The organism is Petralouisia muris, assembly GCF_004793545.1.
Classification (GTDB): domain Bacteria; phylum Bacillota; class Clostridia; order Lachnospirales; family Lachnospiraceae; genus Petralouisia; species Petralouisia muris.
Map to the genome: position 1 here is coordinate 1 of NZ_SRYA01000075.1, position 22915 is coordinate 22915.

The 22915-nt window shown below is 33.6% G+C and carries 22 protein-coding genes and 1 pseudogene; 21 read left to right on the forward strand and 2 right to left on the reverse strand.

The genetic code is table 11. From position 1 onward, the window contains the following. The first annotated feature begins 73 nt into the window (after window positions 1–73). The 18 genes and pseudogenes from E5329_RS23315 to E5329_RS23400 all read left to right on the forward strand — a co-directional run bounded on the left by E5329_RS23315 (window position 74) and on the right by E5329_RS23400 (window position 17533). Window positions 74–1381: a sensor histidine kinase gene (locus E5329_RS23315; RefSeq protein ID WP_135991698.1), complete on the forward strand. Its 1308-nt coding sequence runs from the start codon at window positions 74–76 to the stop codon at window positions 1379–1381. 315 nt (window positions 1382–1696) lie between these two features. Continuing rightward, window positions 1697–3140 (forward strand): annotated as a pseudogene (locus E5329_RS32885) (IS110 family RNA-guided transposase). Between the two features lie 550 nt (window positions 3141–3690). Next, window positions 3691–3864 carry a cyclic lactone autoinducer peptide gene (locus E5329_RS23325; RefSeq protein WP_275443658.1) on the forward strand — a complete coding sequence of 58 codons (174 nt, stop codon included), beginning with the start codon at window positions 3691–3693 and terminating at the stop codon, window positions 3862–3864. Between the two features lie 186 nt (window positions 3865–4050). After that, window positions 4051–5829 carry an FAD-binding protein gene (locus tag E5329_RS23330; RefSeq protein WP_168356739.1) on the forward strand — a complete coding sequence of 593 codons (1779 nt, stop codon included), beginning with the start codon at window positions 4051–4053 and terminating at the stop codon, window positions 5827–5829. Further along, complete coding sequence (locus tag E5329_RS23335; protein WP_135991700.1) at window positions 5826–6311, forward strand: pyridoxamine 5'-phosphate oxidase family protein; 486 nt, start codon at window positions 5826–5828, stop codon at window positions 6309–6311. Before E5329_RS23330 ends, E5329_RS23335 begins: the two co-directional genes overlap by 4 nt. A gap of 12 nt (window positions 6312–6323) precedes the next feature. Continuing rightward, complete coding sequence (locus E5329_RS23340; protein ID WP_135991701.1) at window positions 6324–7487, forward strand: homocitrate synthase/isopropylmalate synthase family protein; 1164 nt, start codon at window positions 6324–6326, stop codon at window positions 7485–7487. Then, complete coding sequence (locus E5329_RS23345; RefSeq protein WP_168356740.1) at window positions 7450–7812, forward strand: cupin domain-containing protein; 363 nt, start codon at window positions 7450–7452, stop codon at window positions 7810–7812. The genes E5329_RS23340 and E5329_RS23345 overlap by 38 nt, the downstream gene beginning before the upstream one ends. A 4-nt stretch (window positions 7813–7816) precedes the next feature. Beyond that, window positions 7817–8812, forward strand: coding sequence for an adenine nucleotide alpha hydrolase family protein (locus tag E5329_RS23350; protein WP_135991703.1), 996 nt, complete (start codon window positions 7817–7819; stop codon window positions 8810–8812). Between the two features lie 8 nt (window positions 8813–8820). Further along, on the forward strand, window positions 8821–10077 hold the full coding sequence (locus E5329_RS23355; RefSeq protein WP_135991704.1) for a 3-isopropylmalate dehydratase large subunit: 1257 nt from the start codon (window positions 8821–8823) through the stop codon (window positions 10075–10077). Between the two features lie 9 nt (window positions 10078–10086). Continuing rightward, a complete protein-coding gene (locus E5329_RS23360; protein WP_135991705.1) occupies window positions 10087–10581 on the forward strand; it encodes a LeuD/DmdB family oxidoreductase small subunit in 495 nt (164 codons plus the stop codon). Beyond that, on the forward strand, window positions 10578–11528 hold the full coding sequence (locus E5329_RS23365; RefSeq protein WP_135991706.1) for a hypothetical protein: 951 nt from the start codon (window positions 10578–10580) through the stop codon (window positions 11526–11528). Before E5329_RS23360 ends, E5329_RS23365 begins: the two co-directional genes overlap by 4 nt. A gap of 14 nt (window positions 11529–11542) precedes the next feature. Further along, complete coding sequence (locus tag E5329_RS23370; protein WP_135991707.1) at window positions 11543–12139, forward strand: prephenate dehydratase domain-containing protein; 597 nt, start codon at window positions 11543–11545, stop codon at window positions 12137–12139. Next, window positions 12126–13532, forward strand: coding sequence for a coproporphyrinogen-III oxidase family protein (locus tag E5329_RS23375; protein ID WP_135991708.1), 1407 nt, complete (start codon window positions 12126–12128; stop codon window positions 13530–13532). Before E5329_RS23370 ends, E5329_RS23375 begins: the two co-directional genes overlap by 14 nt. Window positions 13533–13537: 5 nt before the next feature. After that, window positions 13538–13777 (forward strand): acyl carrier protein, encoded by a 240-nt coding sequence (locus E5329_RS23380; RefSeq protein WP_135991709.1) that lies wholly within the window; start codon window positions 13538–13540, stop codon window positions 13775–13777. A gap of 21 nt (window positions 13778–13798) precedes the next feature. Continuing rightward, window positions 13799–15214, forward strand: a complete 1416-nt coding sequence (locus E5329_RS23385) for a B12-binding domain-containing radical SAM protein (protein ID WP_135991710.1) — start codon at window positions 13799–13801, stop codon at window positions 15212–15214. 22 nt (window positions 15215–15236) lie between these two features. Further along, a complete protein-coding gene (locus tag E5329_RS23390) occupies window positions 15237–16043 on the forward strand; it encodes a class I SAM-dependent methyltransferase (RefSeq protein ID WP_135991711.1) in 807 nt (268 codons plus the stop codon). Beyond that, window positions 16044–16703, forward strand: coding sequence for a prephenate dehydratase domain-containing protein (locus E5329_RS23395; protein ID WP_135991712.1), 660 nt, complete (start codon window positions 16044–16046; stop codon window positions 16701–16703). It abuts the gene before it with no gap. A gap of 32 nt (window positions 16704–16735) precedes the next feature. Further along, window positions 16736–17533: a class I SAM-dependent methyltransferase gene (locus tag E5329_RS23400; RefSeq protein ID WP_135991713.1), complete on the forward strand. Its 798-nt coding sequence runs from the start codon at window positions 16736–16738 to the stop codon at window positions 17531–17533. 25 nt (window positions 17534–17558) lie between these two features. Here E5329_RS23400 and E5329_RS31005 read toward each other — a convergent pair whose 3' ends face one another. Then, window positions 17559–17930 (reverse strand): MarR family transcriptional regulator, encoded by a 372-nt coding sequence (locus E5329_RS31005; protein ID WP_275443659.1) that lies wholly within the window; start codon window positions 17928–17930, stop codon window positions 17559–17561. Beyond that, window positions 17857–19110, reverse strand: coding sequence for a MarR family transcriptional regulator (locus E5329_RS23405; RefSeq protein WP_275443660.1), 1254 nt, complete (start codon window positions 19108–19110; stop codon window positions 17857–17859). The genes E5329_RS31005 and E5329_RS23405 overlap by 74 nt, the downstream gene beginning before the upstream one ends. A gap of 94 nt (window positions 19111–19204) precedes the next feature. Between E5329_RS23405 and E5329_RS23410 the strand changes: the two genes are divergently transcribed. The 3 genes from E5329_RS23410 to E5329_RS23420 are packed head-to-tail and all read left to right on the forward strand — an operon-like array spanning window position 19205 to window position 22843. Further along, the gene (locus E5329_RS23410; protein WP_135991714.1) at window positions 19205–20587 is read left to right on the forward strand and encodes a S8 family serine peptidase; all 1383 of its coding nucleotides are present in this window, start codon (window positions 19205–19207) and stop codon (window positions 20585–20587) included. Next, complete coding sequence (locus tag E5329_RS23415) at window positions 20577–22160, forward strand: amino acid adenylation domain-containing protein (RefSeq protein ID WP_135991715.1); 1584 nt, start codon at window positions 20577–20579, stop codon at window positions 22158–22160. The genes E5329_RS23410 and E5329_RS23415 overlap by 11 nt, the downstream gene beginning before the upstream one ends. Further along, the gene (locus tag E5329_RS23420) at window positions 22157–22843 is read left to right on the forward strand and encodes a thioesterase II family protein (RefSeq protein ID WP_135991716.1); all 687 of its coding nucleotides are present in this window, start codon (window positions 22157–22159) and stop codon (window positions 22841–22843) included. The genes E5329_RS23415 and E5329_RS23420 overlap by 4 nt, the downstream gene beginning before the upstream one ends. Window positions 22844–22915: the final 72 nt, after the last annotated feature.

Sequence of the window (22915 nt, forward strand, 5' to 3'; positions counted from 1 at the left end):
CATAAAATGCCATAAAAGGGTTATTCTTTTTTATTAAAACTTTTTACTCTCCAGTTAATAAGAGAGGTGGAGAATGATGGGGTGGTTAGATTTGCTTATCCTGTTTTTTTGTTGTATTATCGAAGTTTTTCTACTTTATGACTATTTCTACAATTTTTTTGGACCTAAAATAGAAAGAAAATATATCAAAATAGTATGTGTAGGAACAATAGGTGCAATCTTTTTTATCAATATGTTGCAAAGTAATGTGTTGAATTTGGTTCTTGTTCCTATAGTATTGTGGCTTTTTGTAACAGTATTATTCGATTCTAAATTGGGAATCAGATTTGTATATTTTATTATGGCATATATTGTTATGATTGGTGTGGAGTTTTTGTACATTATATTGTCAAATACCACAACAATATTGTTGGCAAATACAGGTTTGATTCCGGTGTCAGAATATTTATGGCAATTATTACTTATAAAATTTCTAAATTATATTGTGTTTATTGTATTAAAGCAGATGTCTGCAAAATCAAAAAAAAGAATGACCAACAAGCTGTTTTTGATTTATTTATGTGTACCTGTTTCTACTTTAGGTACTATGCTTACAGTGTTTTATTCTGGGATAGATGTTGGAAGTAATGTGGTTTTAAAAATATTAATGACGCTGTTTTTTGTATGTATGATAACTGGAAATATGGTATTATTTTATGCGTTTCAAAAATATACGGAAAATTTAAGTGAAAGCTCTAAACAGGAATTAGAACTTCTTTATCAAAGGGCTGAAGTGGAGAGATTGACTAAAATAGCAGAGTGGAATGACAATTATAATGAAATTGTTCATAATACATCACATTATCTTAAGGTAATAGGACAGTTGGCTTTTGAAAGAAAAAACGATGAAATATGCAAAGTGGTAGATAAACTGAATGGAAAGTTAAATAGAGAAGATATTTCTGAATATTGCAATCATAAGATGTTAAATATAATTTTATCGGAATATTGTATTAAAGCAGAAAACATAGGGGTGTTTTTTGATGTATATGTGGAACCGGGGTGTATTTTGGAACACATTCAGGATGTTCATCTTATTACTATGTTAGGCAATTTGCTGGACAATGCCATTCTAGCTGCATCAAAGAAAGAAAAGGCTGCTTCTGTTGTCGTAAGAATATTTATGCAAAAAGATGGAAAACTTTGTGTGATTAAGGTGGTTAATGATTTGGTTGAAGAGTTGAAGGAGGTAAGGGGGAAACTTATAAGTACGAAAAAAGAAACTGGAGTACATGGGATTGGATTGTCAAGTGTCTCAAAGATTGCTGAGCAGTATAATGGATATTTAGATTATTATATTAATGATGAAAAATTTAATGCTGTGGTAGTATTAGCAGTTTAATTTATACCTACATGTTTAAATAGAATAGCAAGCTCCTTTTCAGGCAGGTAATAAAATGAGGATTACTTGATGTCTGGAAAGGAGCTTTTTAGATTTATAGAATGAAATATGTTTGTGTAGAGTTTGGACATAAAATGTCGAAATATGGACATTGGATTCAAATATTTTGAAAATTGTTGTATGATGCAAAAAAATAGGAGCTTCCTGTATACTTTAAAGAGTAAAAGGAATTGACCAAAAAAAATACCTCAAGTAAATTTAGATTATTACTGACCTGACCGTTGGTAAAAATCTAAAACACAAGAGGTATATAAGATGAATGTTAAAACAAGTAAAACAAAAAAGCAAGTAAAGGTAGAAAATCAGGCAATTAATCTTTTGTCAAAAGAGGAAATGAGCAGGAGGATGGAGGTGGTTGAAAAAGAACTGAGATCATATACCTGGCGGGAACTGGAAACAAACGGCAAATTCACCAAGAATGACAAACTTTCCTTCATCACTGATGACATGCTTATAGTGGGATGCGATATAGGCAGTGAAATTCATTATATCAGAGCAATTGATGTCAGAGGAAGGGAGCTAAGCCGTGGGGCGTTTGAATTTAGCAATACTGCGGAAGGCTTTGAAAACGCTAAAGCATGGGTGCTGGCGCTTGCAGCAGAAAACAAAAAGACACAGATAGTGATGGGTCTTGAACCGACAGGCCACTACTGGTTTGCGCTGGCTGCATGGGATGATTTCAAACGGAATCAGTGTTGTTCAGGTAAATCCATATGCTGTAAAGCAGAGCAAAGAAATCGAAGATAACAGTCAGCTTAAGGATGACAGAAAAGATCCAAAACTGATTGCAAATCTTGTGAAAGATGGTAATTATGGAATGCCGTGTCTTCCAGAAAAAATCTACGCAGACATGAGAAGGCTCTCCATGTTCAGAGACCAGCTTACCGAAGACAGGATCAGAAACATCAACCGTCTCCACAGAGAACTCAAGATATATTTTCCAGAATATATGGACGCATTTGGGAAAATAGACGGCGCATTCGCACTGGAAGCGCTGCGATGTCAGCTATCCCTTCTGACATCACAGCGCTTGGAGCAGAAGGCATAAAAAACATCTGGCATGATGCAAAACTAAGAGGACGCGGTTACAGCAGAGCCAGAGAAATCGTGAGCTGTGCGGAGAAAAGTGTGGGATTGACGGATGGAACCGATGCAGGCCGGGAGGCAGTGAAGTGGTTCGCAGAACAGATCCTGAAGCTGGATGAGCAGCTTGCAGAAATTGAAGGCGCTTTACACAAGAAATGCAAGGAAATGCCTTATGCAGAAAATATACTGGAGATCAATGGCGTAGGTGAGAACATTCTGGCCGGAATACTGGCGGAAATGGGAGACATCAGCAGATTTGATGATGTGACAGAAATCCAGAAGTTAAGTGGAATGGGGCTTGTGTCATGCAGTTCAGGCAAGCGCAAAGGGCAGACAAAGATCAGCCGCAGAGGACGCAAAAGGCTTCGATACTGGCTGTTCCAGGCGGCCAAATCAGCAGTTTCGCATGCAGATGAATTCAAACAATTGCATGAGCATTACACAACACGGGCAAACAATCCACTGAAAAAGATGCAGTCGTTGATTGTGATAGCCTGCAAGATGCTAAGGGTGATTTACGCCATCCTGAAGACAGGGACAATGTATGATCCGCAAAAAAATGTTGAAGGATATCAAATGCCCGGATGCTGTACAGGCACAGATGGCAGCATAGGAAACCAAAATAAGAAACATAATCCAGAACTCTGTCGAGTCGCTGATAGCAGGTATTGGAGATTGGACAGGGTTCTGGAACAGAAACCCGTAAACGATGGGGTCTGAAATGAACCACATCAGCAAAAAGACCAACAGGAATCTGTAGTGGCATAGCGTCCACTGGGAAAATCAGCACCATGGCAGGTAAAAACAGGTCGGTAACAATCAAACATAAAAAACAAGAGCTGTAGCCGGCATCGGTTTTTTCCGTGGGGCAAGACCCTGTCTAGGAGCTTGGTCGGCACTCAGTGTATGGTAGATGGGACGAAGGAAGTTGGGACACGATCCCTTTAGACACGGAAGGTTCATCATCATAGTTGATCAGAGGGAAAATAGCCTTTATAAAGCAAACAAAAGGGATGCTTTAAAAACTATACCCATTTATCAGCTATTCGGTACATGATACTACGATATCCATCACTTCCGGCTCTGTTTTTGAGGTAAGTAGAAATCGTCAAAGCTAGAAAAATCAATAGATTTAGGCTTGACAGAATAGGAAGGATAAACTCATGAAAGTTAAAAAAATTTTTGGAAAAGGTGTAATGAAATGTTTAAATGTCTTAGCGTTATTGTTGGTTATGCAGACGGCGAACTCAGCGTGTATATGGGTGGCTCACCAACCTGAATTCCCAGAAGCAGCTAATAAACTTAAATTTAATAAGTGGTTTGCAAAAGTGACATAATACGACATTATATCCTATTTTGTTAATAAGATTCCCTCAAAACTTCTAAATATAAACAAAAGCTTGGTGTGTAAATTGTTAAATTTAAAAAATACAATAAGTGATTTTGGGGGTATGAAAACGATAGTCGATATAATGTCGTATCATATTTGTGAAAAGAATTTTTAAATAATGGAGGATAAAATTGTGAGGATAGTTGTTCTGGTAAAAATTGTTCCTAAGCAGACAACTTTGCCTATGAGCAGTGATTATACGGTGGATAGAAATATTGCTACAAGTTCAATTAATCCAAATGATTATCATGCCATAGAAGAGGCTTTACGTTTAAAAGAAAAAAACGGTGGTGAAGTTATTGTTTTATCTTTGGGAAATATAAGCTGCAAGACTGTATTAAAGGATGTTTATGCATTAGGAGTTGATAGAATAATACTTTTATCTGACAGTATTTTTAAAGGTTCAGATACATTTGTTACTTCAAGTATATTAGCAGAAGCTATAAACAAAATTGGTAATGTTGATATGGTAGTTGCGGGGAAAAAATCATCTGATGGTTCTACATCACAAGTTCCTAATGAAGTTGCTGCATTATTAGGATGGAACAGTGCAAATAATATTATTGCATGTGAGACTTTTCAGAACAAAGTTCAGTATGAGGAAAGGTATGAAAAATACGATATAAAAAGGCAATATGACTTGCCAATTATATTATCAGTATCATCAGAGATTAATGTTCCAAGATTGCCAAGTATCGAGGGATTATTAAAGGCAACAAAAAAAGAAGTGCTTATATGGGATAATTGTGATTTAGAAATTAGTAAGGAATATTGTGGTATAAACGGATCAAAGACACAAGTGGCTGGGGTTGAAAATGTAACTTATTCCTTACAACGAGAAATGAAAGTTATTACTGAAAGAAAACAAATAGTTGAATCGTATAGGGAATTAAGGAGGAGTAATGTTGATAGAGGGGTTAATTGTGAAAATAAGATAGAAGTAATAAATGATTTGACAGATAAGAAAATATTGGTTTTTTGCGAGGTGAATGATGGGAAAATCAGTAATGAAAGTTTGTATGTTGTTAAAAAGGCAGCATTAGTAGCGAAAAAAAATGATTCTTCAGTTGTAACAATAAGTTCGAAGTTAGAAAACAAAAAAGAACAGTTAAAAGAGTTAAGTAAATGTGGAGTAAAAATAAATTATGAAATAGAAATAGATAATATATATTTATGTGATAAAGGTGAAATATGTAGAGATATTAGTCAGATTGCTGCGGGTGTTGAACCGGAACTTATATTATTTGCTAGTACACAGTTGGGAATGAATATAGCGCCATACTTTGCAGCCATGAATCAATCTGGACTTACAGCGGAGTGTATAGATATTGATTATGTTGATGACAACTATTTGCAAAGGCGACCGGCATTTGGTGGAAGATTGATTGCTAATATTTTTACAAAGAATTCTAAATATAGTGTTGCTACAATAAAACCTTATGTTGAGCAAATGGATACGACTTATATTGGGGAAATAGAAAATAAGGTAATTTGTTCCAATGTGAGTAAAAAACAAGGGGAAATAATTAATAACAATCAAAAATATGAAATTGATCAAAGCATTGTAATTGGTTGTGGAAATGGTATACATAGACAAGAATTTTTGGAATTAGTAAAAGAAATTTGCATGAAAAAGCAATATGGATTTTGTGCTACTCGTGAATTGGTTGACAAAGGATGGGTTGATACAAATCGGCAAGTGGGATTAACAGGTCAAGTAATATCACCTGATATATATATTGCAATAGGTATATCAGGAGCATATGAACATATTGTTGGAATAGAACAGAGCAATGTGATAATAAGCGTGAATACAAATGCTACAGAACCGATTAGTAAAGTGAGTGATGTGATTTATGAAATAGATTCAGAGGAATTTATTAATATATTAGCTATGGAGGAAATGATATGAGAAGTGAAAAAGAAATTAAGGATTTTTTGATTAATTCAAAGTATATGTGTGTTGGAACGAGTGATAAGTCTGGAAAAGTGTGGACTGCACCGTTGACGTATGTTGCGGATGAGGAATTAAATATATACTTCCATTCAGCATTAGATAGTATTCATATACAAAATATAAGGGAAAACCCAGAAGTGGCTTTTTCGATATATGATTCGGAACAATTGTTAGCAAATATTGATGGAATCCAAGGAAAAGCAATAGTTGGACAGTTGGAAAATGATGAAGTAGAAAAAATACATAAGAAGTTTTTTGAAAAGCACATGCCTAATGAAGAAATAAGGAAACAGTTTGCGCCGCCATATCAGGCGTTTTTATCAGAAGAAGCACCACAAAAGAGATTTTTTAAAATGTACATAACAGAAATGTATAAAAAGAATGTTGATATATTTGAAGTTGCAAGAAGACAAAGAATTAACAAAGATAATTTATAGAGAGGTTACAAATTGATATACGAAAGCGCTAAAAACAAAGTTGATTTTTATGTATGCGATACAACACTAAGAGATGGTGAACAAGTGGCAGGTATTCGTTATACACCAAAGCAAAAAGTACAAATAGCAAAGAAACTTAATGAAGTTGGAATAGATGCGATTGATGCTGGGTTTGCAGCGACATCTGTAGAAGAAAGGATGGCAATTAAAGCTATTTGTGATTTGAAGCTAGATATGCGAATAATGAGCATGTGCAGAGTAGTTAAAGCAGATGTAGATGCTGCTTTGGAATGTGGTGTAGATGGTGTTATTTTATTTATGCCTAGTTCGGATATTCATATAGCTGCTAAGTTTGATGGAGATATTAGTGAAAATAGAAAAAGGTTATTACAAAATTCCGTTGATATGATTAAATACGCAAAAGACAAAGGGCTATTTGTCGAATTTGGGGTCGAAGATGGAACAAGAACGGATAAACAGGTTTTGTTGGAACTCTTTTCTAAAGCAGAAGAAGTTGGTGCAGATGCATTAGGAACAACGGACACAATAGGATGTTTAACTCCGGAACAAACTTATAATTATATTAAGTATTTGGTTGATAATTTAAATACACCAATTGGTGTACATTGTCATAATGATTTAGGTTTGGCGACGGCTAATACTTTGGCTGGATTACTTGCAGGAGGGGGATACTGTTCTCCTACTGTAAATGGATTTGGCGAACGAGCAGGAAATGCGGCATTGGAAGAAGTTCTTGTGGCTTTAAAAGTTTTGTACAATCAAGATATTAAGTATGATTTAAAGAAATTAAATGAATTATCTAAAATAGTACAAGAATATTCAGGAATTAATACAAGTATTTTTAAGCCTATTGTTGGAGATAATGTTTTCTCACATGAATCAGGAATTCATATTCATGGAATGTTGAAGGATAACCGTACATATGAAGTATACAATCCGAAAATTGTGGGAAGAAATAGAAAAATGGTAATGGGGAAACATGCAGGGAAGCATTTAATTAGACATATTCTTTTGGAAAACGGATATGACGTATTAGATGATATTGCAGATACCTTGTGGAAACGCATGAAGGAAAAAGAAGATTTAGGAATATCGTACAGCGAGGAGGATGTTATTAATGTCTACAGAAAAGAATTTGGTAAAAAATATAGATGAGTGGAAACTTATAAAGAATCCGTTACTCGAAGGAATCGGTTTGATGGAAATAGTAACATCCTCTAATGTTACTATTGGAAGAGCAAAAATTGATTCACCAGTAAAATTAAAAAGTCATCATCATATTGAAGAACAGATTACGGTTGTAATAGAGGGAGCGATGGAGGTATGCATAGCAGGTGAAAAAAGAATAGTTGCAGCTGGTGATGTGTGCATAATTCCAAGCAATAAAGAACATGAAGTGGAAATTACAGAAGTTCCATTTCTTTCATTTGATATATTTACACCATATAAGAAAGATTATGTTGAAAAGATAAGAGGATAAGAAAATGTTTAATAAAGTATATACAAAATTTGTAAAGCATATAGAAGAGTTTGATTTAATAACAAAAGATACGAAAAAGATTGTTATAGCAACTTCGGGTGGAAAAGACGCAAATATTATGACGGAATTATTGTATAGATACAAGATGGAATTTCGTGCAGACTTAGAGTTGGTATTGGCTAACGCAGCGATACCAAAGTGGAAATATAATCCTACTGAATTTATTAAGAATATAGATGATGAAAAAATTATTAAAGCATTAGAAGACGAAAGTGTATACATAGAAAAGCATAAAGAATATTGGGAAAGTAAAGGTATTAGCACGGTATATTTGGAGCACAGTGAAGGAGATGGCGATGATGCAATATTTAATTCCTCGATTCCGTGCACACATTGCTTTGTTGCACAGAAGAAAGCATTGTTCAGATATATGGAAGGGTTAGAAGATGCAGAACACTGTAGACTGGCTATAGGAATTACTAAATGGGATATTTTATATCTTGCACTGTCAAATATACTTCGTGCTAATGGAAAAACATGGAAAGATATAAAACGAGATGAACCAGCACGGTATGAGATGTATTGTCAACATTTTGCAACTTTTAGTCCAATTCCTAAAATAAATATTGGAATACCAAATAAAACAGTATATTGCATCGAACCAATTGTTTGTTTAAGTGATATGGAAACGAGAGAATACGCAAAAACATTAGAATTGCCAATTATTCCTGATGTTTGTGTGAGTTTGTTTGGCGAGAAATTTAGTTCTGATAAACGGTTTTTTGATAATTTTATGAAAGTGACTGCTATTGAAGAATGTAATATTGCTCAAAATAATCAAGCAATAGAACTAAATTTATTAGACCCTTTGTATAGTAATTACAGTGACATTTTAGCGTTATTAGACAAGACAGAAATTATGCCTCCGTTTGAAGATTTTGATGGTATTCTTTATAAGTCATACATGGATGAAGTGATGAAAGCAGGTGTAGTTGATTAAGATTTACTATGGGACAGACAATAGTTGAAAAAATATTTACAAATAAAATCGGCAAGAGAGTTTTTGCCAATGATATGGTATGGAGTAATGTTGATTTAATGATGGGAACAGATGGTACTGTTCCCATGACAATATCTATATTAGAAAAAAATAATATAAATACAATAAGCGATTCAGCTAAGGTTGTATTTGTGAATGATCACTTTTCACCAGCCAAAGATATTGTTAATGCTAATACACTAAGCTGTATAAAAAAGTTTGCAAATGAGTATAAAGTGAGATTATTTGATGCTGGAGAAGGAATCTGTCATGTGTTGATACCAGATAAGGGATTGATAAAACCAGGGATGTTAGTAGTCGGAGCTGATTCGCATGTATGCACATATGGTGCATTAGGCGCTTTATCTATAGGTATAGGTTCATCAGATTTGGCATTTGCGATGTCAACAGGGAAATTGTGGTTTAGAGTTCCCGAAACAATAAAAATAAATGTATATGGAAAGAAACAAACTAATATATCCGGTAAGGATATTGTTCTAGCTATTTTAAAAAAAGTTGGTGTAGCAGGAGCTAGTTATTCTGTAATAGAACTGGTTGGAGAGGCAATGACAGGACTAAATATAGCAGATAGATTTTCTATGTGTAACATGGCGGCTGAAATGGGTGCTAAAGGTGTAATAATTCCTTATGATGAAATTGTAGCTCAATATTTGAAAGATAAAGTACAGGTTGAACAGGAGGACGTTTTCTATGCAGATAAAGATGCAAAGTATAGTAAATGTATTGATATATGTATAGATGATTTGCAACCACAAATAGCTTGCCCCTATGCTCCTGATAATGTGCATAATGTAAATGATATGGAAGGCTTAAAAATAGACCAAATAGTTATTGGATTATGTACAAATGGAAGACTGGAAGATTTTCGTAGAGCATCAAGATATTTAAAGAAAAAAAAGATTAACGAAAATGTGCGTTTGCTTATCATACCAGGTTCGAGAGAGGTGTTAATCCAAATGATAAAAGAAGGAATTGCAGAAATCCTTGTTGAAGCAGGAGGTATTATATGTCCATCCACATGTGGTCCATGTGTGGGAGGGCATATGGGGGTACTGGGCGAAAATGAAGTGGGGTTATATACATCTAGTAGAAATTTTCTTGGTAGATGTGGTGATAAAACAGCAAATGTCTATTTATGTAGTCCGGATACAGCGGCGTATTCTGCACTTTTTGGCTATATTAAAGAACCTCATAGTCAAAAGTAAGGAGATGTTATGAACAAAATAATTAAATTTGGTGACAACATAGATACAGATACAATTATTCCGGGACAGTATTGTAATATTCTTGAAAACGAAAGCTTGGGAAAATATTGTATGCATAATGTTTATAAAGATTTTTATAAACAAGTTAAACAAGGGGATGTAATTATTGCAGGAGAAAATTTTGGATGTGGTTCATCACGAGAAATGGCGCCGCTTGCTATAAAAGAAACGGGAATAGAATTAATTATAGCAAAGTCTTTTTCGCGAATATTTATGCGAAATGCTATTAATATTGGTTTACAACTTATACAAGATGAAAAGTTTTATGAATTGTCTAAAAATGGAGACGAAATTAGTATTAATGATATGTATATTAAAAATGTAACTAACGGACTGGAATTGGAATTTAAACATATTACTAATCCGGTTTATAAAAAAATTTCTGGAGCAGGTGGAATTATGCAATTAGCAAAAAAAATAATAAATGGAGAAACTGAAATATGAGTTTTTGTATAGAGTATTTAGATTACTATATTCCGCGCAAAAAAGTACTATCTAGAAGAGTTTTGGAAAATAAGGATATTGATAGTGAGCAATTTATAAATGACACAGGAATAAATACCATTAATGTGTTCGAACAATATGAGTTACCAGATGCTCTAGATAATATGTTTGACAAAATGTTTAAAAGTCAAAATATAGAACTGTCTAAAATCAAATATATCGCCTGTGAAACTACACCATTGACAAAGTATCACAATATTTCGGTAGTACATTTTTTGCAAAAAAAATATGGTATGGATAAAGCGAAAATTATACCACTTCATCAACCATGTGCATTTGCTTTGTGTGCAATGGAGTTATCGACAAAGTTGCTTGAACAAGATGAATATATGGTTATTTTGTGTGCCAATGATTGGAGTGAAAGGGAATTAGGAGAACGATTTTTAAAATTCACAATTATGGGAGATGGAATCGGCTTAGTATTAGTAAAAAATGATGTTGAAGAGAAAAGTAGCATAAGAATTCATGATTGGTATTATGAGAATTATGGAGTGTCAAGTTTTACTACATACAATACAAAAAATTATGAATCTGAACCGGTACTGAATAGGTTAAGTATGATAAAAAAAGGTGTGGATTTTATTACACGAAGTTTGAAGCAGTCTAATAAAAGCATTACAGATATTGATAAAATAATTGTCTCGAATGTAAGACATGATGTGTTTAGAGATACATATTCTGGATTATTAGGAGTCTCTTCGAATGTTTTTTATTTAGAAAATACACAAGAAGGCGGTCATGTAAATGATATTGATGTCATTAGAAATTTAAAAGACTATTTGGAAAAAAAACATGGTGAAGATAATAAAGAGGTAATAGCTTTATATACATTAGACATAGAGGAAAGTATGGATATTAACTATCATTTAATAATTCTGAATATTTAGTTGGAGAAGATAAAGTGAAGAATGAACAAGAAAGTATTAATGGTTATTTTAATAAATTAAAAATAGCGACATTAGGACCAGAAGGTACATGTAGTGAAAGAGCTGCAATATATTATGCAAATAAAAATAATGTTAAGTACAAGACAATATTATGCGATACATTTGAAACAGCAATCAAAAAATTGATGTTTGAAATCGTTGATATTGTAATAATTCCATCTGCATATCGAGAATTAGCGGAAATTGTATTTGAAAATATGGATCATATAGAGTTATCAGACGTATTTTTGTATTCAACTCCAGGATTGGTAATAGCTACAGGTTACGAAGATGTTAGTATTAATGAGATTAAAACTATGGCAACTCATTCATCACCAAGTATTTTAGCACAAAAGAGTTGTCCGAATGCGAAATTGATATATTGCTCAAGTAATAGTACATCTGCGTTAAAAGTGGTTAATGGAGATGTAGATGCATGTGTTACTACAAGGATATGTGTTGAAATGAATAATTTACATATTGTAAAAGACTTTGGTGAAGTTCCAATGGGATGGAATGTGTTTAAGAAAAACAATAATAATAGAAAGAGGATAAAAAATGCAAACAATTAATACTAATATGGATGAGAGAGCAAATTTAACATGGTTTTATCCGAGAATATGTATTTATCAGGATAAGATCGATAATCAGGAGGATTATTTTAGATTTTTAGAAATTGAAACGGAATCAAGAGAATTATCTATATATATACATATACCTTTTTGTGATTCTTTTTGTTCCTATTGTGCTTGCTTTAAAGAATTATCTGCATTATATAAAGAAGATGAAAAAATGGCATATGTAAAAGCATTAGTTAAAGAGATGCAGATGTATTCTAATAAAACTTTTTTTAGAAATAAGGAAATAAATTATATTCAGTTTGGTGGTGGAACACCATCTTGTTTATCTGTAGATATGTACAAGGTGATTTTTGAAGGGTTACATAGTTGTTTTACGTTATCTGAAAGCTGTCATATATCTTTAGAAGGAAATGTTATGACTTTAAAAGATATGTTTAAACTTAAAGGGTTAAAAGGTTTGGGGGTAGACAGATTAAGTTTTGGTCTACAAACTTTTAATGAAAGAATACGAAAAGAACTAAATATAAAGGCAAAGGTTAGCGAAATATTTGAAGCGACAGAAAATATTCGTGAAGTAGGTTTTGAATCTTTGGCAGTCGATTTAATGTATAATTTGCCGGATGAAAATTTGGATATATTAAAATATGATTTAGAAATGATTGTAGGAAAGATTAAGCCTGATTATATACAGACATACAGATTTAATCAATTTCATAATACAGTTTTACAAAAGAAAATATCAAATGGTTATTTTTCTAATCCGCCATCTGGAAAAAAAGAATTTGATATGTTCGCATATATTTTAGAATTTTTGAAATTAAACGGATATGATAATCATGTATTAATTAATTTGTTTAGTAATAAAAAAAGTCCTATACCTACAGGATTAGAGTATACTATGGGAAATAATAAAAAAAGTGCAAGTATGACTTTAGGTATAGGCGCAGGTGCAAGTAGTTTTCTAAATAAAAGAAATTATAAGTCTGTTTGCTCGGTTAAGAAGTACATAGAGTTGATTTCTAATGATATGTTTCCTGTTGAAGCTGGTAATATAGCTTCAGAAGAAGTTCTTGCAAGTAGAACAATGGTGTATTTTCCTAACTTTATGCAAATAAGGAAAACCGAGATTCCAAATGATGATAAGTATACAACCATGTTGAATGAACTTGTTCAAAAGAAATATATTATTGAACATAATGATAGATATGAGTTAAGCAGATTAGGAATAATGTGGGCTGGAGACATTTCAAAGTTGTTTTTTGCGGATGAAGAAATTGAGAAGAATAAAAAGTCCGTATATTACTCTATAAAAAACAATACTAATCCATTCAACCAAGACAAAATGAATATGGCTAATAAAAATTATATTAAGAAGGAGAAATAAATCAAATGATATTAGATGATATTAAAGAGATTATTAACGAGACATTTAAGATCAATAAGGAAATAATTGAAATGGGAACTCCATTGTATAATGGAGGGTTAAACTTAAATTCAATACAATTGCTGGAGTTGACTGTGTCTATAGAAGAATATTATGAAAAAGAGTTTAATCCAGATGATTTAACAGAAGAAAACTTTAGTAACGTAGAGAAGTTGTGTCAGTTGATAGAAGAAAAATTATTATAAAAAAGTTACGAAAGGGAAATTATGAATCATAATGTTTTATTAGTGTATCCACCGATAGATCCGGAATATTATATGAAAGGTGCTAATGATAGTCCACCTTTAGGACTAGTTGTATTGCAAAATTATGTAAAAAGACATTTAGGTATAAAAGTTGAGATAGATATTATTGATGGTGAATATTATTCAATATTTGAAATTATTCAAATGATTAAAACAAAAAAGTATACTATGATTGGATTGCAATCGATGATGGCATCATATAACAACTCATTAATTTTGTTAGAAATAGCAAAAAAGAATGGTATGGTTACATTTATGGGAGGGCATCATGCAACTCAGTTATGTGATGCTATACTTAAAAATAGAAACCATATAGTCGATTATGTCATTGAGGGAGATGGGGAAGAGGCATTTGCAGGATTAGTACAATGCAAAGAAATCGAAAGTATCCCTAATTTGGCGTATTTTGAAAATGGTATTGTAAAACACAACTTGCAAAAAAATGTGCCACTAGAATATGGAATCGTTGACTATATTGAACCTAAAGTTTTTGAACAGTACAGGCGAGATATAGGACGTGATTTAGAAAGAACAGAAAAGTTAATCAGTTTTCGCGCATATAGTCATAAGGGATGTAGCAATAGGACAAATTCACAGTATTGCTTCTTTTGTGGTAGAGCTGATCGAGGAGTAAGATTTAAAAAACCTTCAGATTATGTAAGGGAGCTAAAATATTTAAGTGGTTTACCTAATGTAAAGTATATTTTTGAAATAGGTGATGATTTTTTACAAGATGAAGAATGGCTAAATCAAGTGGTGGAACTTCTTCGAAAAGACCCATTACCTGAACATGTACATTTAAAGATATTTGCAAGAGCGAATAGAATAACGGAGAGCATTATTCCTATTTTGAAAGAACTTAATGTGGATGAGGTGGCTATTGGTTTCGAATCAGGAAGTCAAAAGATTTTAGATAACATAAATAAACGTGCAACACCTCAAGACAATATTGAAGCAGCAAAGTTATTGTTTTCCAATGGTATTGATACAATTGCTAGTTTTGTGTTGGGATTACCGGGAGAAGACGAAGATACCTTACAAGAAACGTATGATGCTGCATTAACAGTTAAAGAGTTAGCATGGGAGTATTTGCATAAAAATCCCCAGGAAATAATAGCTAATATAATTGAGATTAATCCAGGCGCACCAGCATTTAGAAAACTTGCTAAATTTATGCCAGAAAAATACTCAGGAAAAGATAAATTAGATCTTTATGAAACTCAAAATGATTATTTTAAGATGGAATTCAACTTGAAGAATGATGAAGAGGTAAAGATTTTTAGAAAAAAACTTGTTGAATGGGGAAATAAGATTAATAACTTAGGAAATTATACATATCCAGCTGGATTTAAAAGTGAAGAGGTAGCGGGAAATTAAAATAAATGGAGTGAACTAAGTAATGAAGAATCACTATGAATGGCCTATAGAGTTTTATAAAATATTTTTAGGAGAAACGATGACATATTCATGTGCAGACTTCCGTAATGGTGATGATACAGATTTGGAAAGTGCGCAGATTAGAAAAATGGATACTATATTAGATGCAATCGTTGATCAAAATAGTAAAAAAATATTGGATATAGGTTGTGGATGGGGAAGTACTGTTAGAAGAGCCGTAAGTAAATATGGTGTAAGTGCAATAGGTATTGATGTTTCAGGTCAACAGCTTAATTATTGTATAGAAAATAGTTTAGATAACATGTCTTTTTGTGATTTGAACTTGTATGAATATAATGAGCCAGTTGATGGAATTTGTTGTATTGAATCGTTTGAACATATTAAGAGCGAGAATTATAATAAGTTCTTTTCACTATGTCATAAAGCGTTAAAACCAAATGGAAGGTTACTTATTCAAACACAGATTCACGAGGAAAACAAAATAAATTTTGATTTACTGAAGTTTAACTTGTGGTGTAGGAAAAATATGATGTTAGACTTAGAGTTGCCTCAAATGGATCAGATTTATGATATGGCTAAACAATATAATTTTTCTGTTGAAATATTAAATGTATTAGATAGGCAATATTATCTGTCAGTATCTGAGTGGTTAAAAAGATTAGAGGATGAAAAAGAATTGTGTATAAATTTGATTGGACAAGAAGAATATGATTATTTCACTTATGTTTTAAGAAAAATGGGTGAGTTACATGAGAAAAAATTATTAAATATATATCAATTCTTATTAAAAAAAGAAGAGGATAAATAGATGAATAAAGAGATAAATGACTTAGTTGGAACGGATTATATATTTCATATACTGCAATCAGATAATATTAGCGAAGTGAGGATATTTGTTTTGGGACCTGAAGGTACAAATATTTCGCAGGCTGCACATAAATGGGCTATGCATTGTGGAATAAGTAAAAAAGTAAATATCATTTTATGTGATACGCCTGAGCAAGAAGTGGAAGCGGCAGTGCAAGTGAGGGAAGAGGGAGTTATACCCATATTTGCATTATGTGCCGTATATTATAATTTATGTAAAGTGTTTTTTAGAAATTTAGATAGTTATATATTTTTACATCATTATTACATGCAATTAGATAATATGCAACTTGCGTCTAAAAAGTATACGAAACATACTCTTAAAGATAATGCGTCAGTAGCTGCACATTATTCACCATCTATACTATTAGAAGCAACAGACTATGTCATCAAAGATACGAGTTCTAATTCTGCAGCAGCAAGATTATGTGCGGAAGGTGAAGTGGATGCATGTATTACTACTGAAACTGCATGTAAATTATATGATTTAAACACTATAAAAGAGTTTGGGTCACCAAATATGCTGTTTACGTTTGGGACAACAAAATTTGGAATAGATGAAATTTCAAAAACACTTGAAAAAATGAAAATGGAAAGATAGTTTATCACGAAGTAAACAAGAGAGGGAAAAAGATGAGCAATAAATACATTCCAACAATTGAAGATATTACTGCTGTAAGTGGTATAGATACATTGCCACCTGGTAAACTTGATATAACAAGAAGGATGGCACAGTTATCAGATATAAAAAAAGGAAAAAAAGTGTTAGTGACATGTAGTCATAGGGGATACCAAGCTGTCATTTATGCAAAAGAATGTGGAGCAGAGGTATGTGGTCTTGACATTGATGAGAGGATGATTGAGTTTGCAAGAGAAAATTCTGAAAAAGAAAAGATTTCTATTAATTTTGTAATAGGAGATGCACAAGAAATTCCTTTTGGTAGTGAACAGTTCGATATTGTGACAAATGAAGGAGCAGTCGGTATACCAGAAAATCCTCAAAAAGTATTATCAGAAATGGTACGTGTTTTAAAAAGGGATGGAATACTTATTTTTAGAGAGTCTATTTTTGCTGACAATCTGAGTGTCGAGGAAAAGGAAGAACTTCGGTTGCGTTATGGTAACAATATTGAGGATATAAAAGGATGGAAGGAACGTGTAGATAGGGCAGGGGCTGAAGTTATTTTTACTGAAACAGAGCCATGGTTAGAACCATCTAATTTCTGGAATGTACGCCATGATAGAGAAGTTCGGGACTATCATGATTTGTATACAATGACAGAAAAGTTGAGATTATCAAAAATATTGATGAAAAAGTATGGTAAAGATGGAATAACAATGGCTGCAGAAAATGAGAGAATATTTTATGATGCAGTAAAAAATAAAAAAATAGGTTATGGAATTTTTCTGTGTAAGAAAATTAATTTGTAAAAAACTGAGATTATTAGGCCACTTATCAATGATTTTTGGCGCAAAATGGCAAAATTTCTGCGTAAGAAAAATACTTATGCCAATGCTGGTATAAGCACAAGGTTTCTAACAGTAAGTCCTGCGGCAATGATCTCTTTGCATAGGCTGTTGCGAAATATTTGTAAGTGCCCTGCACCCTTTCGATGATCCCATGAAGACGGAGCCGTTTAAAAATCCTGGACATGGCTGACGGACTGATATTTTCAAGATGCTGGCGGATATCCTTTCCCTGCATCCCGAAAGCCATATACTCGCCCCGGCTGATGACTTCCAGCGCCTGCAGGTCACGCTCTGCGAAAAAATTCAGCCACGCGGTAAGAGCGTCCCTTGTCCACAACGGAATCGGTAACCTTTGCAAGGTTTTCCTTCCCGCCGCTGTGGTCATCAAAGGATGAGATGAATTCCAGGCGCCGGCAGTTTGCTGCTTTCATAATTGTGAACAACTGAAACAGACTGTAAATGCTCTTTTTCAACGGGGTCTTTTGTTCCGATGAGCTGCCGTCCCTGTGTTCCACTTTCCGTTTTACCCGGAAAGTCCCAATGTCATTGCAGGCGCTCTCTATCCGTAAGACATGGCCAAACTTATCATACATTTTGATTGATACATCACCCATATGGTGTTTGATCCTCGTTCCGAGAATACGCTGGTTATAGTTGGCGCCGACTTCCTTTTTGCAGTTATAGGTAATACGCTGTCCCAGGAAGGCGGCGATGTTGTCCGGCTTTACCGTAAAGATCGCTGTTCGGACGATCTCGTCATAAAGGGGTTCCAGGTCACCCGGCTGTTTGAACATAACGTCTGTTGCGCACTCAATCCGCTGGACAGTCCATGTGTAGCTGAGGCCCAGTGTTTCAGGGGCTGGACAGTAACGCTTTGCAAAAGCATCCAGAACCTTATGGGGGTCTTCCGGGTTGATCCTGTCAGAGAGCTTTTGGGCGGCTTCAACATCCGAGATTTCCAGGAAAGCATTATTATGCATGCGGTAAGCGATTCCTTTCTTCTGCAGCTTACCGGCAAGGAGGTTGTGTCCATTCATATAGAACTGCAGACGGAAAGGCGCCCAGGTAGGGACGCGGAGGTAACAGAGCCCAAGTTCTTTGTCAATGAAATAGAAATAATAGTGGAGACATTTGCTCTGGTCAAATTTAAGGAATGTCTTCCCCGTAGCCTTGTCATGCCAGGGCTTATAAGCATTGCACTGTTCCATGGCGGAAAAGATGTGAACCAGCCCTTCGGTCTTTCCGGTTTTCTGGATGATTTCCTGGCTCCGGTCATCCTTGCGGAAAGCCCGCAGTTTACGGATGAACTCGATTTCAACGCCATTTTCATCTGCGATGCGCTGGGCGTTTGCACGAACCTGTTCTGTAAGGGGCTGGGTAAAATTTGAGAAATCAAAAATGCGGATGTTGTTGGCTTTCAGATAACCGGTCATGCCTTCGGCATGGCTCCATCCTGGGATATATCCCTGGATGATCATGCGGTCATAGCAAGTGATCGTACCATAAATCTTGTCAGCGTATTTATCCGTAAGTAACATGAACACATCCTCCAACGTTTTTCTTTATTGTACTTGAAACTTGGAGGAATTGCAAAAAACTTTTCCGGTTTATCCGGGTTAGGAAGTGATAGATATGGAAGAAATAGTAGTTTTTACAGTCACTATGTATTCTAAGGATGGTAAATCAATATTTGATAATCTTTGTGAGTTAAATAAGGAAACATTTACACAATTTGTTCCTTCGGAAGATAGTGTTTGCAAGACTATACATAGTTTAAAAAGCAGAGGAATGTTTATAGAAGCTTCGTCAGAGGTGGGTATTACTTGTTCTTGCAGTAAGGTTCATTTTGAGAATACATTTGCAACAAAGGTAACTAAATCAAAAGTAAAAGGCATACAAGAAGGTGAATACTTTACATATGAAATAGAGGATGAAATAGATATTCCTACTTGGTTAGAATGTGTTGAAAAGATAACAATGCCTAGACAAATGTTTGTATTAGATGAAAGAATTCAACCACAATTACCATATTTTCATTATACACTTCCAAAAGGAATACAACAAGTTGCCAAAAAAGAATTACTTGATAAATGTATGTTTGATAGGAAAGAATGTAAAGTTGGAATTATTGATACAGGTTTATATAATCATGATTATTTTAAAAAAAATAGTTATGAATTTTCAGTGGATTCGGCGGTTTCTTTTTTTGATTGTAACAAGGATGAAAGAGGACATGGTACAGGGATGTCAGCGGTATTATTAGCATTGTTAGATAAATCTAAAATTACCATGATTAAGGCATCTAACTTAAATTGGAGTTATCCGGTTGCTGCATTGCAGCAGGCATCGAAATATAATTTTGATGTTCTGAATTGTAGTTGGGGAATTATAGGATTCGAACCACAAGCATACTTGGAAATTGCAAATTTGATAAATAAAGGAACAATAGTAGTGTTCTCGTGTGGAAATGGTGCTACAGATAGAAAAAAGTCATTTTTGCAAACAATAGCATATCCTGATGTAATTAGTGTAGGTGGCTGCATGGTGCATATGGATGGTACGATTGAAGTATCGGATATTTCTAGCAGTTATGATTCTGATTTGTTTGAAAATAGACATGCACCGGATTTGTGTGGTATTTGTGGAAAGATGCCTTATGCTCAGATTATTTTAATGCCAATACAACCAGCAGCCTTGTTTGATTTTGAAAATGGAAAACGAGATGGAACTGCTCAAGATGATGGGTGGTTTGTTTCAAGCGGAACATCTGCGGCAGCAGCATATGTATCAGGCATAGTTGCAAATATTCTTGAAGCAAGTTTGATTCAAAAAGAAGACGTATCAGAGTTTTTAATCAATTCATGCAAAAAAGTGAGTGAAGGTAAAAATTTCATGGGAGAAGTAGCGTCAGGGAGAGAGTATGATTTAGCTACAGGTAGTGGTTTTTTGGATTTTGAAAGTGTCTTGAGTAATTTGGATTACTCTAAAACGAAAGGTGATATAAATGAAGTATAATTATTTGGATAGTACAATTAAAGATAAAATGGCATTAGATAAAGTAGCGGTTATCTGTAATGAAAAGAAAATTACATATCGAGAGTTAGATATGTATAGTATGAAGATGAGCAAAATAGTAGATGCAATGATAAAGAAAACAAATGATACAGTAATTATTTTATTAAACAAATCAATTGAGGCAGTAATTGCTATTTATGGAGCTATTTTTTCGGAATGTGCGTACATTCCACTTGATTATAATTTACCAGAGGAACGTTTGTTATATATTATTGAAAATTCAGGTGCATCAGTAGTGATTACAGATAGTAATGCTGTCGATAGGATAAAGAAAGATATAAATATCATTTGCATAGACGAATATAATAAATCAGCGAAAAAATGCGAGGCAGACGTCCATTGGGATGGAATATATAAAGAATACGATGACAATGTCTTCTTTGGTTCGCATCGAAATCGCTTAGATGATGTGGCGTATATTATATATACATCTGGATCAACAGGGGTGCCTAAAGGCGTTATGATTCCTCAAAAAAGTATTATGACTTTTGTGAGGGATATGGAAAAAAATATGCATTATTGTGAAGATACAGTCTACTTAAATGTATCACCGTTATATTTTGATGCAAGCGTACTAGATTTGTTTTGTATATTAAATATGGGAGGTACGTTAGTATTACTGAATAATTTCTTGTTTCCTAATGATATATTAAAAGTTATGGAGAAATATAGAGTTACAGATACGCTCTTAGTATCTTCTATATTAAAACTGTTAGCTAGTAAATTGGCAAAGATCGAAAAATACGATTTGAGTTCATTAAAAACAATTTGGTATGGGGGAGAAGGGTGCCCGATTGATGTATTGCGAGAGATAAAGAGAAAATTACCTAATATTAGTTTTATTCATGGATACGGTCCGACAGAGTCTACACATACAGCATTATGGTACAAATTTGATGAAATTCCCTGTGAAATAGTAGGGTATATGCCTATAGGGAAAGTACTGCCTTCAGTATATGCTTATGTTTTGGATGAAAATGGTAAGCAAGTTTTGCCTAGTAATAAGGGCGAATTATATGTAGGTGGCGAGCAATTAATGATAGGTTATTGTAATGATGATGCTAAAACGAGAGAACATTTAATTGATGATCCGTTTGTTTTAAATAAAATAATATACAGAACAGGAGATATAGTTTCTGTAGATGATAATGGATTGTATTGGTATCATGGAAGAAATGACGATATGGTAAAGTGTGGAGGTAATCTTGTCTATTTGTCAGAGATAGAGCATTGTCTGTTAGAGCATTCATTGATAAAGGATGCGATAGCAATGGCAGTGGCAGATAATCTTTACAACAATAAAATTGTAGTTGCTATAGTTTTGCATTTAGATAATAAACAAGATAATTTAGAGCAGACATTAAGACAATATATAGCACAAAGGTTACCATCTTATATGATACCAAGTATATTTATGTTTTTCGATGAAAATGACATACCTCGTACTCAAACGGGAAAAGCTGATAAGAAAAAACTCAGTTTAATAATTAATGGTGAAGGTGTAATAAAGTGAAACTAGTTTATTTTCCTTGTGCAGGAAGTTTTGTTAATGATTCTTTGTGCAATGAACTAACTGTCATTGTGGGAGAAGATAATATCATAAAAATATCGGATTATGGGAATATGTCTGATGAATGGAATGGTCTAATATGTGGTATAGTACAAAAGATGAAAGATACGATTAAAAATGAACCTTATATACTGATTGGATGCAGTATGGGAGCTGTTGTTGCATATGAGGTATGCAGGACAATTCAACAAAGAAAGTGCTTACATATGCCACTACAAATTGTTGTGATATCTTCAACTCCGCCTAACAAAATGAAGGTTAATATTGAAAAAGTGACCACATATTGTATGAGAGAGATTAATAAGTTATATCACAGTATAAATTTGCGAATGCTAAATATCTTGAAGAAAAAATTAAGAAAAGACTTGGAGTTGCTTAATAAATATAGTTATAATCAAAGTGATTGTGAAGTATGTGTTGATTCGCATATTATATATTCTTATGAGGATGCACTTGTTTCTGAGATTGGTTCATGGAATGCTTTATTAAAGAAATGCGAATTTACAGAGTTAGAGGGCGGACATTTTTTGATGTATACTAATTTGGCGACAATTATTGAGCTGATAAAAAATGATATAGAAAAATACAGAAATAGAAAAAACTGTGTAGTCTCGGAAAGTCCATGAAGAAACAGAAAAGAATTATGTTATATGAATGGGAGTGACGGGGAGGAATAAAAAATGCTTATTTCTGAGTGG